The sequence below is a fragment of the Mycobacterium sp. SMC-2 genome (assembly GCF_025263485.1).
In the GTDB taxonomy this organism is placed as follows: domain Bacteria; phylum Actinomycetota; class Actinomycetes; order Mycobacteriales; family Mycobacteriaceae; genus Mycobacterium.
This window is the reverse complement of record NZ_CP079863.1, coordinates 779783-793097: the sequence shown is the minus strand read 5'-3', so window position 1 is coordinate 793097 and position 13315 is coordinate 779783. Positions and strand designations below refer to the sequence as shown.

The window sequence follows — 13315 nt, the reverse complement described above, 5'->3', positions numbered from 1 at the left end:
GCAGACTACCGGGGGTAGTCAGGCGATGTAAAGCGGGCCACCCCGCGGCAGTGAGGATCACCAGATGCCACGCGATCTCACCCAGGTGAGCGCGCCGAGGCGCCGAAGCGAGAAATCGCGCACGGCGATCGTCACCGCCACCCGCGAACTGCTTCTCGAGCGTGGGTTCGACGGCCTGACCATCGAGGCGGTCGCCGCCCGGGCGGGGGTGGGCAAGCAGACCATCTACCGGTGGTGGCCCAGCCGCCCCGCGCTGGTCGCCGACGTCATGCTCGAGGACGCCGACAAGCTGCTGGCGTCGGCATCCCACACCGACGACCTGGCCGCCGACCTGGTGGGCTGGGTGGGCAAGCTGGTCACCAGCCTGACGACCGAGCGCGGCTCCGCCATGTTGCGGACGTTGACCGTGGCCTGCATGGAGCACGAGGACACCGCCGTCCGGCTGCGGGCCGGGTTCAGCGCGCCGTTGCACGACAGCGTGCGGGACCGGCTGCTCGCCGACGGCATCGCCGCTACCACCGCCGAATCCGCCGCGGACGCGATCGTCGGCGGCGTGGTGTATCCGATCCTGTCCGGCGCACAGCCCTATTCGCGGCGGCGAGCCGAACGCACGACGCGGCTCATCGTCGAGGCGCTCCGAGGCTGATACCGGACGATCACCCGACCGTGATCGCCGCCAGGCCCTGACCCACGCGGTCCGGCAGGGATCCCCCGTGGCTGAGCCAATCGTCCAGGGCGATGCGCACGACCGCCATCGCCAGCGCACCGATCAGGCGGGGCCTGGGGTCCTGGGCGGTCAGCCGCGGCAGCCGCGGCGCGATGAGGTCGGCGATCGCCAGTTCGTACCGCACATAGATGTGCAGTGTCCACGCCTCCAGGGTGTCGGAAGACCTTGTCAGGACGGCCAATTCGCGAATCTGTTGCTCGATGTCGGCGAACCCGCGGGCGAGCTCCCCGAAGGCGCCGGTGACTGCGTCGGTGGCGCTCAGGCGCTCGGGCTGGGCCGCCAGGGCGGCGGTGATCCGGTTGAGCCAGTGCACGGTCATGCCCTCGGCGACGGCGTCTTCCTTGGAATTGAAGTATCGGAAGAAGGTCGCCCGGCCGATGTCGGCTGCGTCGGCGATGCGGTCCACGGTCGTGCCCGCCAAACCGCGGTCGACGACCAGCTGAGCGGCCGCGCCGGCGATGCGCTGACGCATCGCCGTCCGCTTCCGTTCGGCCAACGACGTGGTGGCAGCCATTCCCCCGCCCTTTTCTCGCGAAACGATGCCTAAATCGTAAGACATAGTCTTAGCATGAGACTATGTCTCAATCCGTCGATTCGTCGGATCGGCCGGCCCCGAACGCGCGCGCCGCATGGCAGTTCTTTCAGCAGATGATCACGGATGTCACGAAGGTCGTCAGCGAGGACGCCGAGTCCGAGCGCGAGTTGCTCGAAGGGCTGCGGCTCATCGCCCGGGTCTCGTCGCTGTGCGCCCAGATGTCGGTGGAGGCCGACGCCGAACGCCCCTGCTTCTTCGATATGTGTTCGGAAAACCGCATGGTCGGCGGTCCCAATCCCGACGGCAACTATTACCTCGCGATGATTCGTGGGGACCGTCGCTACCGGATCACCGGCTCCCGCGGAACCAGCGCCTACCTCGGCTTGCAGATCCTGGCCGGGACGGGACTCACGCCGCGGCGCATGGCGGGATACGTCAGCGACGTCGACTTAGTGCTGGACTCAGGGGAATTCGCCCTCGTGCTGTCGGCGAGCGAGCCCGACGACCTGGCCGGCGCGCAGTGGGTGCCGATTCCCGACGACGCCTCGTCGGTGGTGGTCCGCGAGTACATCGGCGATCGCGGGCACGAAGAGCTCGCCACGCTGCGGATCGAGGCGCTGGACCCCGGTCCGCTGAGGTCGCTGACGGATGGCGAGCTCGCCAATCAATTCACCGCGATGGCCTGGTCGCTGATGAAGCTGGCGACGCTGCACCGCACCATCAAGCCGGAACTGCTCGACATGCCCAACACGTTGCTGACCGCCGAGGCCGCCAACCTGGGCGCCGCCGACACCACCCCGGACAACCTGTACATGATCGGGACCTACCGGCTCGAGCCCCACGAGGCGCTCGTGCTCGACATCGCTCCCCCCGACACCCGGTACTGGAACGTCACGCTGGAAAGCATCTGGCACGAGTGCCTGGAACCGCGCGTCCGGCACAGCTCGGTGACCAACCGTGGCGTCGCGCCCGACGCCGACGGCCGGGTGCGGATCGCCATCTCCGCCAGGGATTTCGGAATCGGCCACTGGCTCGACACCGGTGGCCGCCATCGTGGCTTCGTCACCCTGCGCTGGCTGGACAACCCCAGCCCGCCCGACGTGACGGTGTCGGTGCGCCGAGGAGAGGAGCCGGTGTGATGCTGCACGATCGATTCGCCCCCGAGCGGCTGATAGCCGCCGCCTGCGAGGAGGCGGGCAGCGACGACTTCGGCCCCGAAGGGTGGCGGCCCGGGCTGCACCGCCTCACCGACGGGCTGATCAACGACGCGCGGCTGTCGGACATCGGCGTCGAGATCGCCCACCTCGACATCATGCGCGCCCTGAAGAATCGGCTGGGCGTGATCGCCTGGCGCAAGCAGCATCCCGAAATCGGCGCCAAACCGATTGCGGCGCCGATCTTTATCGTGGGTCAGCCGCGCACCGGCACCACGATCCTCTACGACCTGCTCGCCCAGGACCCCGACCTGCGTGCCCCGTTGACGTGGGAGGTCGACGAGCCCTGTCCGGTCCCGCGGCCCGAGACCTATCACGACGATCCGCGGATCGCGCAGACACAGGCCAGCATCGACATGTCCGAACAGATCATGCCCGGATTCCTGTCCTTTCATCCGATGGGCGCCCTCGTCGGGCAGGAGTGCGTGCGCATCACGGCGGGCGAGTTCGTCAGCATGATCTTCTCCGTGCAGTACCGCCTGCCGAGCTACTACCGCTGGCTGCTCTACGAGGCGGACCACGCGGGCGCCTACCGCTACCACCGAATCTTCCTGCAGCACTTGCAATCCGGGGTGCCCGGCCAGTGGTTGCTGAAGTCTCCGGCGCACCTGTGGCAGCTCGACACGCTGCTGGCCGAATACCCCGACGCGTTGATCGTGCAGACTCACCGCGACCCGCTGAACGTCATCTCGTCGATCGCCGCGCTGACCCACCATCTGCGCCGGATGTGCAGCGACGAGTCCAGCATCGCCGAGTGCGCCGCCCAGTCCTACGAGGAGATCGTCGTCGGCCTGGAGCGCGAGATGGCCCTGCGGGACAGCGGCGCGGTGCCGGCGGACCGCGTGATCGACGTGCAATACAGCGACTTCATCAACGACCCGTGGACCACGATCAAGGACATCTACCAAAGGCTGGATCGCGAACTGCGTCCCGACGCCGAACAGAAGATGCGTGAGTTCCTCGCCGCCCATCCAGGCGACGGCGGCCGCGGCCGCTACACCTGGTCGGACACCGGCCTGCAAGCCGGCGAGGTGCGGGAGCGGGTGCGCAACTACCAGGAGCGCTACGCGGTACCGACCGAAACGTTGCGGTGACGCGGGCCGGGCTCAAGGTGCGAGCCTGACATAGCCGGGCGGCCCGTGCGGCGCTGGGGGCGATTCCACCGGACCGCCACCGCCCGTGCCACCACCGCCCACGCCGCCGCCACCGGTGCCGCCCGTCCCACCGGTGTTACCACCACCACCGCCGCCGCTACCGTCACCTCCGCCTGGCTGAGGAGCAAGCGCAGGAGGCTCCAACTGTTGTGGCGGGGGCGGCGGTTGCTGCGGTGGCGGGGGCGGTGGCTGCTGCGGTGGCGGGGGCGGCCGCTTAGGTACCGGCGGTGCCGCGGTGGGCCTGGGCGGACTCTGCAGATGCTCCCCTGGGGCCGGCGGCGGAATCTGCGGCTGGGTGGGCGCGGTCATGTCTCCGGAGGGAAGCGCTCCGATCAACCCCGCGGGCGCCGTGCTATGCGCGTCATCGTCGATGACGCGAGGCGCTGCCACGACGCCGGTTCGCGCCGGTTTCCGCACCAAATCACTTGCCGCGCCGTGCAGGTGCGCGCCGGCGGGGTGCGCCGGCCCGCTCGGTGCCAGCGCGGGATTAGGCATGATGGTGGCGATCTTGCGTTGATCGCGCGGGCAGTAGGCCTCGACTGACGCGATGATGAATCGGGTCATGGTGGATTCGAGGCGGGCTGGGGGGTAGAGGCGCTCGGCCGGATCCTGGGTGTACGCATTGTTCATCATCGCGCCCACGATGGTGCCCACCGGAATGCCACTATCGAGTACGCGACAAATCTTGTGGGCGGTGTCGATAAGGGTCGGCACTCCTTCGAGGGCGGGGATTTCTTCTTGGTCGAGAAGTGCCTTGAACTGCTCGTCCTGGTTTGGGTCGGCCGTTACTGCGCCGCCACGCAGAGTCGCGCCGCCGGTTAGCACCACGATGATGGCGACCACAGCACCGACCTGGCCAGTGAAGCCGGTGAACATGAGATTTCCGTTTCTGCTAGTGCCGTCAGCTGACGGGCTGGGATGAGTCGCGCCGCGCGCGTGGGTGTCTGGCGACATTTCCGCGCGTGGGCGAAATCGGTGAGCGTTGGCATGCCGGCCGGGTGGCTGCCCTACGGCAGCCTCGCTGCGGCGGAGTCGTCGAGAAAGCCGATCGGAATGCGCGAATGTACGTTGAACTCGCCTCAATCGTTGACGCACAGAATATTTGGATGCCACAGCGCTGGATTCGACTCGCTGACGAGTCGTCGGCGGCAGACGTCGACGTAAGGGTCAGCGGGCGATATCATGAGCGCTTCGCGGCAGGGCAATCCGGAAAGTTGGGCGAGGTTCGACTCGCTCATTCCGCCAGATCCCGACGGTCGCTGGATGGTGTATCCAGCAGCGGGCACGCCGTTTGAACACGGCATGTTTCAAGTCTACCGCTGGACCTCAGCTGCAAGCTGACTGTGAGCCTACAAGCGAAGTTTCGTCCCATACGCGAAATGCCGACGAGCGAAGGCTCATTCGTTTGGCGCCAGGTTCCGCCGTATGCATGCCGGGGGGTCTACCCTATGCGCGTAAGATCGCCGCCAAGCGACATGACAACGTCGACGGAGAGCCGGCGGCACGTGAAGAATGCTGCACCGCAACGCCTTAGGAGCGCACTCTGGACGAAGATTCCTTGAAGCTCACCACCTATCTGGCCGAGCGTCGGCGAACCGACGAGGGCTTCGTCTCCGACGTGCTGCTCGACTTGTACGCCCGGCATCGCATCGCCTGCGGCGTGGTGCTGCGCGGCATCGGCGGCTTCGGTACCGGCCGTCTGCTGAGAACCGATGAGTCGCTGACGTTGTCGGAGGATCCGCCCGTCGCGATCGTCGCCGTCGACACCAGGGCGAAAATCGAGGCGATGCTCGACGCGGTGCTCGCCATCAAGCAGCGCGGCCTGCTCACCTTGGAGCGGGCACGCCTGCTGCGCGAGATCACCGGGCCGCTGGAGCTTCCCGACGAATTGCGCGAAGCCGTAAAGCTGACCGTCTACGTCGGCCGCAAGGAACGCGTCGACGGCACACCCGCCTACGTCGCCATCTGCGATCTCCTGCACCGGCGCCGGATAGCCGGCGCCTCGGTGCTGCTGGGCGTCGACGGCGTCACCCACGGGCAGCGGCACCGTGCGCGCTTCTTCGGTCGTAACGCCAACGTGCCGATGATGATCGTCGCCGTCGGGTCCGGTGAGGGCATCGGTGGGGTGCTGCCGGAGCTGGCCGGGCTGCTCTATCAACCCATGTTCACAATGGAGCGGGTCCGCGTGTGCAAGCGCGACGGCGAACTCCTGGAACGGCCGCACCAGTTCCCGGGCGTCGACGAACGCGGTTTGCCGCTGTTCCAGAAGTTGACCGTCTACACGTCCGAGTCGGCCCTCTACGGCGGGGTGCCGATTCACCGTGCGATCGTGCAGCGGCTTCGTCAGGGAGAAGTGCCAGACGGCGCGACGGCGTTACGGGGCATCTGGGGGTACCACGGGGATCATCAACCGCACGGTGACACATTGCTCTCGCTACGCCGCCGTGTCCCCGTGATGACCATCGTCGTCGACACCCCGGCCAACATCTCCGAATCCTTCGATGTGGTCGACGAGTTGACCCGCGACGACGGGCTGGTGACGAGCGAGATGGTGCCCGCCGTGGTGTCTGACGAACACGCCGCCAGCCAGGGCCCGCCGGGCATGGCCCAGCACGGCTACTAGGTCAGCCGGCGATCGAGGCCTCGTAGATCGACTGGATCGCCTTGTCCAGCGTGGCGTTGAACTGCTCGTCGGACTGGTCGACCGTAAGCCCCTCGGTCAGCGCGCGGCTGAAGCTGGCGATCAAACCGCTGTTCTTTGCCAGCAGCTCGTTGGCTTCCTCGCGCGAGTAGCCGCCGGAGAGGGCGACGACTCGCATCACCTTCGGATGCTCGATCAGGGGGCGGTAGTAGTTGACCTCGCTGGGCAGGCTCAGCTTGAGCATCACGCGTTGCCCGTCGGGCACGTTCTCGAGCTGCTTGGTGATCTCGTCACGCAGGATCGCCTCGGCCTCGGCCTTGTCCGAGATCGAGATGGTGACCTCGGGTTCGATGATGGGCACCAGGTCGTGCGAGAGCACCTGATGGGCCAGCTCGAACTGCTGGGCCACCACGGCGGCGATGCCCTTGGCGTTGGCGCCGCCGATCACCGAGCGTTCCTTGGTGCCGAAGACGCCCTTGCTCGCGGCGCGCTCCAGTAGCTCGTCCAGGCCCGGGATCGGCTTCATCAGCTGCACGTCATCGGACGCCTCCGCCAGGCCCTTGTCGATCTTGAGAATCGGCACCACGTTCTTGGTCTCCCACAGGTAGGTGGTCGACGGTTTGCCCGCGATCTGCCGATCCATGGTCTGCTCGAACAGGATCGCGGCCAGCACGCGGTCGCCGGTGAACGCCGGGGAGGTGATGATCCGCGAACGCATCTGGTGGATGAGGTCGAACATCTCCTCTTCAGAGGAGTACGCGTCGTCCTTGATGCCGTAGAGGCGCAGCGCCTTGGGCGTCGAGCCGCCGCTCTGGTCGAGCGCCGCGATGAATCCCTTCCCCGACGCCATCCGGTCCGCTTGCTTCTCGTTCCGCATGGAAGTTCTCCACTCTTTCGTGGTCCCGCGTGGTCACGGCGCCTGCGGTGCTGTGCACCCTTGAGATGATCGTGCCGATCATATTCGGCCGATCACAGTCCGGGGAGGCAGGTCGTCAGAGCTCGGCTTGGTCGGGCCGGGGAGAGGCGGGCCTGACGCGCCACAGCGCCATGCGATCCAGGAGCCGGTCGCGCAGCACGAGCGTGTGGAAGAGCACGGCGCACATGTGGGCGGTAAACGTTCCGAACAGCAACAACGCGAAGGCGCTGTGGCACTCGCGCAGCACCGCGAAGACATCGATACTCTGCGGCGCGATGCCGGGCAATCGCAGCGGTCCCACCAACGTGACCGGCGACCGCGCCGCCGAAAGCATCGCCCACCCGGTCAGGGGCTGCACCAGCAGCAGGGCGTAGAGCAGGTATTCCGACCACGTCGCGATGCGCCGTTCGGCGCGGCTCATGGTGGACAGAAATGGTGGCGGCCGGTGCCTGAGCCGATTCGCCAGCCGCACCACGGCGAAAATCAGGATCAGCACGCCCAACGGCCGATGGATGGCCAGCAGCAGCGGGTAGTAGCTCAGGGCGGCGACCATGGTGACGCCGATGAGCAGTTGCGCGATGACCATCGGTGCCATCAGCCAGTGCAGCAGGCGGGACGGGAGCGCGAACCGGGCCGCGGCGCCGGCGGCCTTCACCGGAGCACCTTGGAGACGTCGACTTCGCTGGGCGTCTTGCGTTCCTCGGCGCGGCGAGTGAACGAGCGGGCGTAGACGGCCGACCTGGCCGCGAGCAGCGGATCGTCCGAGGCGGTAATGCCGTCCGGCAGGACCAGCGGGTCGAAGTTGATATCGCGGGCGTTGCCGGGCGCCTCGGTCTGTACCGCCGTGACGGTGATGGTGCCGGCGTCGATGGTCCGGCGCGACGGCGGCCAGGGTTGCGTGGCGTCGTGCGTCGGGTCGCCCGGCTCGCCGATCGTGAGGACCAGCCGCCAACTAAGGGGCCGCTGCGCGAGCGCGCGGACGAGATCGTCGAACAGGTAGTCCCTCCCGGACGGCGACGCCGGCGGACTCGCCGCATCCTGCGGAACGGCGGCCCAGCGCACCGGAACGGTCGTCCCGGCGGCGTTGGTGAACCGGAACGCGTTCAGCCCGTGATACTCGCTGTCGGCGAACCCCGCGCTGGGCGGGGCCTGCTTGATGATCTTCATCGCCGCGACGGTCTCGGGATGGCGGGCGAGGAAGGCGGCCATCTTCTGCGGGTCGGGCTTGCCCGTCCCGGGCATGGGTTTGGACGCGAGCAGCCGGTCGTGGAACCCCTGTGGCGTGCTGTCCGGGAAGACGGGAATGTTGATCATCGCGGTACGCCATTGCTGGCCGTCGGGGCCCTGGAAGAGCAGGCCCAGTCCCCGGACCGTGGCGGGCGTGTCCGCCTGATCCGGTAGACCACCCGACAGGGAAAACCGGCCGATCACCGGCACGCTCCCGGGCCGAAAGATCGTGGCCCGGCACACCGCCGCCCCCGCCCCGCTGCTTGCAAAAGTTCCTACCGCGCTGAGCCCCTTGGCATGGTTGCGCCGAAAGCCGTCGTGACGTCCGTAGACGTGTTCGAAGCTGTCGGCGAACCGGGGCGGCGTCAGCGCGCGGGGCCGCAGCCAGCCACCGGCGTAGGCGAACGCACAGACATCGACCGCGGCAATGCCGGCCACGGCTCCCATGCCCAGCAACGCGTTCCGTCGCGTCAGCGCGTCGACAAGGGGCCGGGTGGGCTTGACACCGCCGTGCGGGTCGTCCTGCTCGCTTTGACGATCACCGGGCTTCACGGCCACCGCCCGGACTCGAAACCGTTGGAGTTGATTCGCGCATGGGCGCATGCCCTGCGCAATTTCTGCGGAGAGGGTCGCACACACTCACAGGACGGTGCGGGGCCGCGATTCGTTCACTCGTTTTGAGTGTGGTTTGCTGGGTGACATACCATCTACTGAGAACTTGCGGCTGCATCTGTGACTAGCAGCGCAGATCGATGGAGTGAGTCTTCTGCGACGGGCAAGCGCGTTCTGCGGGGTTGAACAAGCAGCCCCCGGGCTTGGCAGTAGCTGCTTTGAGAGCTAACGGCGTCCCACCCGGGACCGAATGTGAGTGATAGACCATGGGCGAACTAACCGGTGAACCAATCGATCCGACCTCTTTCGCAGTAGGAAAACAGCAGGTAGACCAGGCGGTCGTGCTCACCGTCTCGGGTGAGGTGGACATGCTCAGCTCGCCGCACCTGGCCGAGGCGATCCAGACCGCGCTGGCGACCAAACCCGCAGCGCTGATCGTTGACCTGTCGAAAGTGGACTTCTTGGCGTCGGCCGGGATGACCGTTCTGGTCACCGCGCAGGCGGAGACGCAGCCCCCCACCAAATTCGCGGTCGTCGCCAAGGGCTCGGCGACGAGCAGGCCGATCAAATTGATGGGCATCGACAGCGTGCTCGCTCTCTACAGCTCGCTTGACGACGCGCTGATCGGCATTGCTGGGGGCTGAACCTCGCGATGGGGGCACAACCGGGAACGATGGGGCGGTCTGATCGTCAGGCGTACGAGGTGTCGGACATCGCCGACCGGTCGCGCTTCAGGCGAAATCGCGTCCCCGCCGACCCGCGCAGCGCTGCCCGGGCCCGAGCCGAGTTCGCGCTCTGGCTCGAAACCCATTTCACCCTCGACTCCGACCGGTTCAGCGACCTGCTGCTGGCCGTAAACGAAGCCATCGCCAATGCGGCGGAGTTCGCCTATTGCGACACCTCGCAGCGCGGGACCGTCGACGTGAGCGCGTCCTACGACCGCCGGTCCGACACCCTGACCGTCACCGTCGACGACCGCGGCCGGTGGCGCCAACAGCTTCCCGCCCGGTACCACCAGCAACTCCGGGGACGCGGTATCCCGCTGATGCGGGCCCTCGCCGGCGAAGTGACCATCGACCGCACGCCGCACGGAACCCGCGTCACGTTGACGTGGACCGAGCTGACCCGGCGGCCCGGCGCCTGACCTCGGGCGCCATCTGGCGTACGCCCAGAGCCGCAGCCCAGGCGTAGAGGAGTACTTTGTCTGACGGCGCCATGCGCCGTCGTGGCGGCCAGACCGGCGCACGGCCCAATCCAGCAAGTGCATGGTGGACATGGAAAGCGTTGTCAGACAGGCTGTTTCGGCCGTCGGCTTGGCCGCCCACCTGGGCCGCGGGGTGGGCCGGGTGGCCGCCGACGCCGTGGTAGGTGGCCGCGCGGGGTTGCCCCGCCGGGCGCAGGAGATCGACGCGGCCGTGCTCTCCAAGGTCATGGGCACCGCCGTCAGGTCGGTCCGCCTCCTTGGCAGCGACGCGGGCACGTCGTCGCGGGCACGGCTGGTGCTGACCGGAAAGAACGTCCCCGGCTCGGTGTTCGTCAAGCTGACGGCGAAGACGGCGGCCACCCGGTTGATGGGCGAATTGGGCCGGCTCGGGCACACCGAGGTGCGCTTCTACAGCCAGCTCGCCCCGCAGGTCGTCGGCGCCCCGCACGCGTACGGCGCGGCGTTCGACCCGTGGACCGGGCGCTATCTGGTCGTGCTGGAAGACCTCCCCGCCGAGGCGTGCGAGTTCCCGGACACCTTGCACCCGCTTTCTCCCGACCAGGCCAGCCTGATCGTCGAGTTACTGGCCGACCTGCACGCCACCTTCTGGGAACGATTCTCCAGCGACGGGCGCGGGCCGCTGGCCTGGCTGTACACGCCCTCCGGCGACGTCACCTCCTTGCTGACCGGCTCGCTGATGCACGCCTCGATCAAGCGCCTTTCCGGGCGCACCGAAATCCCCGTCGAGAACGGGCGTTTCATCGCCGACAACTACCGTGCCGTCGCCGCCCTCATCGACACTCCCCCGCACACCGTCATGCACGGCGACGCCCACCCGGGCAACATGTACTTCCACGGCGGCAAGGCCGGCCTGCTGGACTGGCAGGCGGTGCGGCGCGGGCATCCGTCCCGGGAACTGGCCTACACCCTGATCACCAGCCTCACGCCCGACGACCGCCGGGCGACCCAGCGCGAGCTGCTCGACGACTACCGGCGCGCGCTCGCGGCGGCCGGCGGGCCCGAACTGGACCGCGACGAGCTGTGGCTGCGGTTCCGCCAGGGCGCGCTGTACGCCTACGTGGCACCGTTGATCACCGCGGGAATGGGCGGCATGCAGGTCGAAGACATCGCCATGGAAGGGCTGCGGCGCGGTGTCGCGGCGCTCGACGACCTGGAGACGGTCGCGGCGCTGAAGAGTTCCCTCTGACGGAACGAGTTTGGGCCGAACCTATTGCCGTGGCCGCCGCAAGAGTTACGCTACTTCCCGTAGCGTAATGCTGCGGGTCTTGTGCGTCCACAGCCCATGGCGGCAAGGAGAAGCTCATGTTCGACCTGAAGATCGTTGGTGGCACCGTCGTCGACGGCACCGGCGCCGAGCGCTATCGCGCCGACATCGGCATCAAGGACGGCAAGATCGTCGACGTCGTCCGCCGCGGCGCCGAGGACCCCGCCATGCCGGGCGAGGCGGCCGAAACCATCGACGCCACAGGCCGTGTGGTGGCCCCCGGGTTCGTCGACATCCACACCCACTACGACGGCCAGGTGAGCTGGGACGGCCTGCTGGAGCCGTCCAGCGGTCACGGCGTCACCACCATCGTGACCGGCAACTGCGGCGTCGGCTTCGCCCCGGTCCGGCCCGGCACCGAGCAGTGGCTGATCGAGTTGATGGAAGGTGTCGAGGACATCCCCGGCACCGCGCTCACCGAGGGCATCAAATGGGGCTGGGAGACCTACCCCGAATACCTCGACGCGATCGGCAAGCAGAAGTTCGCGGTCGACGTGGGCAGCCAAGTCGCCCACGGCGCCATCCGCGCGTACGCGATGGGCGAGCGCGGGGCCCGCAACGAGCCCGCGACGCCCGACGACATCGAGGCGATGGGCCGGCTGGTTCGGGAGGCGATCGAGGCTGGGGCGCTGGGGTTTTCGACGTCGCGCACGATGGGGCACCGCGCTATGGACGGCGAGCCCGTGCCCGGCACCTTCGCGGCGGAGGACGAGCTGTTCGGACTCGGACGCGCGATGGCTGCCGGCGGTCAGGCCGTCTTCGAACTGGCCCCGCAGGGCGCCGCGGGCGAGGACATCGTCGCCCCCAAGAAGGAATTGGACTGGATGCGCCGGCTGAGCGGTGAGATCGACCGGCCGGTCTCCTTCGCTCTGATTCAAGTGGACGCCGATCCCAACCTGTGGCGCGAGATGCTGGACCTCTCCGCGGACGCGCACGCGGAGGGTGCGCGCCTCTACCCCCAGGTCGCGGCGAGGCCGTTCGGCATGATGATCGGATTCCAGGGCCACCACGGCTTCAGCCACCGGCCCACCTATCGCCGTCTGGCCGCCGAATGCAGCCGCGAGGAACTCGCGCAGCGCCTGGCGGACCCGGCGGTCAAGGCCGCCATCCTGGCCGACGAGGACCTGCCCGCCGACCCGACCCTGTTGTTCGACGGGATGTTCGCCCTGGTGCAGCACTCACTCGGGCGGCTGTACGCGCTTGGCGATCCGCCCGACTACGAGCCCACCCCGGACCGCACCGTCGCCGCCATCGCCGCAGCCCGCGGCGAGGACCCACTGTCCACGCTCTACGACCTCATGCTCGAGCGGGACGCGACCGCCATGCTGATGCTGCCGCTGTACAACTACGCCGACGGCAACTGCGACGCGATCCGGGAGATGATGCTGCACCCGGCCGGCGTGCTCGGGCTCTCCGACGGCGGCGCGCACTGCGGGATGATCTGCGACGCGTCGTATCCCACGTTCCTGCTGACGCACTGGGCGCGAGACCGGCGGCGGGGCGAGAAGCTGTCGCTGGAGTACGTGATCCGCAAGCAATCCCACGACACCGCGCACCTGTTCGGCCTCACCGATCGCGGCACGATCGAGAAGGGCAAGAAGGCCGACATCAACGTGATCGACATGGATGCGCTGACGCTGCACCCCGCGGCGATGGCCTTCGACCTGCCCGCCGGGGGCAACCGGATCCTGCAGGGAGCCAGCGGTTACGCCGCGACGATCGTCAGCGGGACCGTGACCCGGCGCAACGACGTCGACACCGGGGCCCGCCCCGGCCGTCTGGTGCGCGGAGCGCGTTAAG

13 protein-coding genes are annotated in these 13315 nt (G+C 68.1%); 8 read left to right on the top strand and 5 right to left on the bottom strand.

Going from position 1 to position 13315, the window contains the following annotated elements:
- Positions 1 to 64: 64 nt before the first annotated feature.
- Positions 65 to 646 (top strand): TetR/AcrR family transcriptional regulator, encoded by a 582-nt coding sequence (locus KXD96_RS03780; RefSeq protein ID WP_260743009.1) that lies wholly within the window; start codon positions 65 to 67, stop codon positions 644 to 646.
- Between the two features lie 10 nt (positions 647 to 656).
- Here the strand turns inward: KXD96_RS03780 and KXD96_RS03775 are convergent, their stop codons facing one another.
- Positions 657 to 1241: a TetR family transcriptional regulator gene (locus tag KXD96_RS03775; protein WP_260743008.1), complete on the bottom strand. Its 585-nt coding sequence runs from the start codon at positions 1239 to 1241 to the stop codon at positions 657 to 659.
- Positions 1242 to 1303: 62 nt separating this feature from the next.
- On the opposite strand from KXD96_RS03775, the gene KXD96_RS03770 reads away from it, so the two are divergent.
- Together KXD96_RS03770 and KXD96_RS03765 are read left to right on the top strand one after the other, a co-directional pair.
- The gene (locus tag KXD96_RS03770; protein WP_260743007.1) at positions 1304 to 2401 is read left to right on the top strand and encodes a DUF1214 domain-containing protein; all 1098 of its coding nucleotides are present in this window, start codon (positions 1304 to 1306) and stop codon (positions 2399 to 2401) included.
- On the top strand, positions 2398 to 3570 hold the full coding sequence (locus KXD96_RS03765) for a sulfotransferase (protein ID WP_260743005.1): 1173 nt from the start codon (positions 2398 to 2400) through the stop codon (positions 3568 to 3570). Before KXD96_RS03770 ends, KXD96_RS03765 begins: the two co-directional genes overlap by 4 nt.
- A 12-nt stretch (positions 3571 to 3582) precedes the next feature.
- Here KXD96_RS03765 and KXD96_RS03760 read toward each other — a convergent pair whose 3' ends face one another.
- Complete coding sequence (locus KXD96_RS03760) at positions 3583 to 4506, bottom strand: DUF732 domain-containing protein (RefSeq protein ID WP_260743004.1); 924 nt, start codon at positions 4504 to 4506, stop codon at positions 3583 to 3585.
- 667 nt (positions 4507 to 5173) lie between these two features.
- On the opposite strand from KXD96_RS03760, the gene KXD96_RS03755 reads away from it, so the two are divergent.
- On the top strand, positions 5174 to 6253 hold the full coding sequence (locus tag KXD96_RS03755; RefSeq protein WP_260745194.1) for a DUF190 domain-containing protein: 1080 nt from the start codon (positions 5174 to 5176) through the stop codon (positions 6251 to 6253).
- 1 nt (position 6254) lies between these two features.
- Here KXD96_RS03755 and KXD96_RS03750 read toward each other — a convergent pair whose 3' ends face one another.
- The 3 genes from KXD96_RS03750 to KXD96_RS03740 all read right to left on the bottom strand — a co-directional run bounded on the left by KXD96_RS03750 (position 6255) and on the right by KXD96_RS03740 (position 8861).
- Positions 6255 to 7148 (bottom strand): fructose bisphosphate aldolase, encoded by an 894-nt coding sequence (locus KXD96_RS03750; RefSeq protein ID WP_260743002.1) that lies wholly within the window; start codon positions 7146 to 7148, stop codon positions 6255 to 6257.
- A gap of 115 nt (positions 7149 to 7263) precedes the next feature.
- Entirely contained in the window at positions 7264 to 7782 is a 519-nt protein-coding gene (locus KXD96_RS03745) for a cytochrome b (protein ID WP_260745193.1), read from the bottom strand.
- Positions 7783 to 7838: 56 nt separating this feature from the next.
- Entirely contained in the window at positions 7839 to 8861 is a 1023-nt protein-coding gene (locus KXD96_RS03740) for a catalase family peroxidase (RefSeq protein WP_260745192.1), read from the bottom strand.
- 431 nt (positions 8862 to 9292) lie between these two features.
- Here KXD96_RS03740 and KXD96_RS03735 point away from each other — a divergent pair, with 431 nt between their 5' ends.
- The 4 genes from KXD96_RS03735 to KXD96_RS03720 all read left to right on the top strand — a co-directional run bounded on the left by KXD96_RS03735 (position 9293) and on the right by KXD96_RS03720 (position 13314).
- The gene (locus KXD96_RS03735) at positions 9293 to 9670 is read left to right on the top strand and encodes an STAS domain-containing protein (RefSeq protein WP_260743001.1); all 378 of its coding nucleotides are present in this window, start codon (positions 9293 to 9295) and stop codon (positions 9668 to 9670) included.
- Positions 9671 to 9729: 59 nt separating this feature from the next.
- The gene (locus KXD96_RS03730) at positions 9730 to 10170 is read left to right on the top strand and encodes an ATP-binding protein (RefSeq protein ID WP_260745191.1); all 441 of its coding nucleotides are present in this window, start codon (positions 9730 to 9732) and stop codon (positions 10168 to 10170) included.
- Positions 10171 to 10300: 130 nt separating this feature from the next.
- Positions 10301 to 11437: an ecdysteroid 22-kinase family protein gene (locus KXD96_RS03725; protein WP_260743000.1), complete on the top strand. Its 1137-nt coding sequence runs from the start codon at positions 10301 to 10303 to the stop codon at positions 11435 to 11437.
- Positions 11438 to 11553: 116 nt separating this feature from the next.
- Positions 11554 to 13314 (top strand): amidohydrolase family protein, encoded by a 1761-nt coding sequence (locus KXD96_RS03720; protein ID WP_260742999.1) that lies wholly within the window; start codon positions 11554 to 11556, stop codon positions 13312 to 13314.
- Position 13315 lies beyond the last annotated feature (1 nt).

Coding starts and splice junctions, on each gene's coding strand:
- KXD96_RS03720 (WP_260742999.1), top strand. CDS start 11,554: ATGTTCGACCTGAAGATCGTTGGTGGCACCGTCGTCGACGGCACCGGC.
- KXD96_RS03780 (WP_260743009.1), top strand. CDS start 65: ATGCCACGCGATCTCACCCAGGTGAGCGCGCCGAGGCGCCGAAGCGAG.
- KXD96_RS03745 (WP_260745193.1), bottom strand. CDS start 7,782: ATGGCACCGATGGTCATCGCGCAACTGCTCATCGGCGTCACCATGGTC.
- KXD96_RS03750 (WP_260743002.1), bottom strand. CDS start 7,148: ATGCGGAACGAGAAGCAAGCGGACCGGATGGCGTCGGGGAAGGGATTC.
- KXD96_RS03770 (WP_260743007.1), top strand. CDS start 1,304: ATGTCTCAATCCGTCGATTCGTCGGATCGGCCGGCCCCGAACGCGCGC.
- KXD96_RS03725 (WP_260743000.1), top strand. CDS start 10,301: ATGGAAAGCGTTGTCAGACAGGCTGTTTCGGCCGTCGGCTTGGCCGCC.
- KXD96_RS03735 (WP_260743001.1), top strand. CDS start 9,293: ATGGGCGAACTAACCGGTGAACCAATCGATCCGACCTCTTTCGCAGTA.
- KXD96_RS03760 (WP_260743004.1), bottom strand. CDS start 4,506: ATGTTCACCGGCTTCACTGGCCAGGTCGGTGCTGTGGTCGCCATCATC.
- KXD96_RS03775 (WP_260743008.1), bottom strand. CDS start 1,241: ATGGCTGCCACCACGTCGTTGGCCGAACGGAAGCGGACGGCGATGCGT.
- KXD96_RS03740 (WP_260745192.1), bottom strand. CDS start 8,861: ATGGGAGCCGTGGCCGGCATTGCCGCGGTCGATGTCTGTGCGTTCGCC.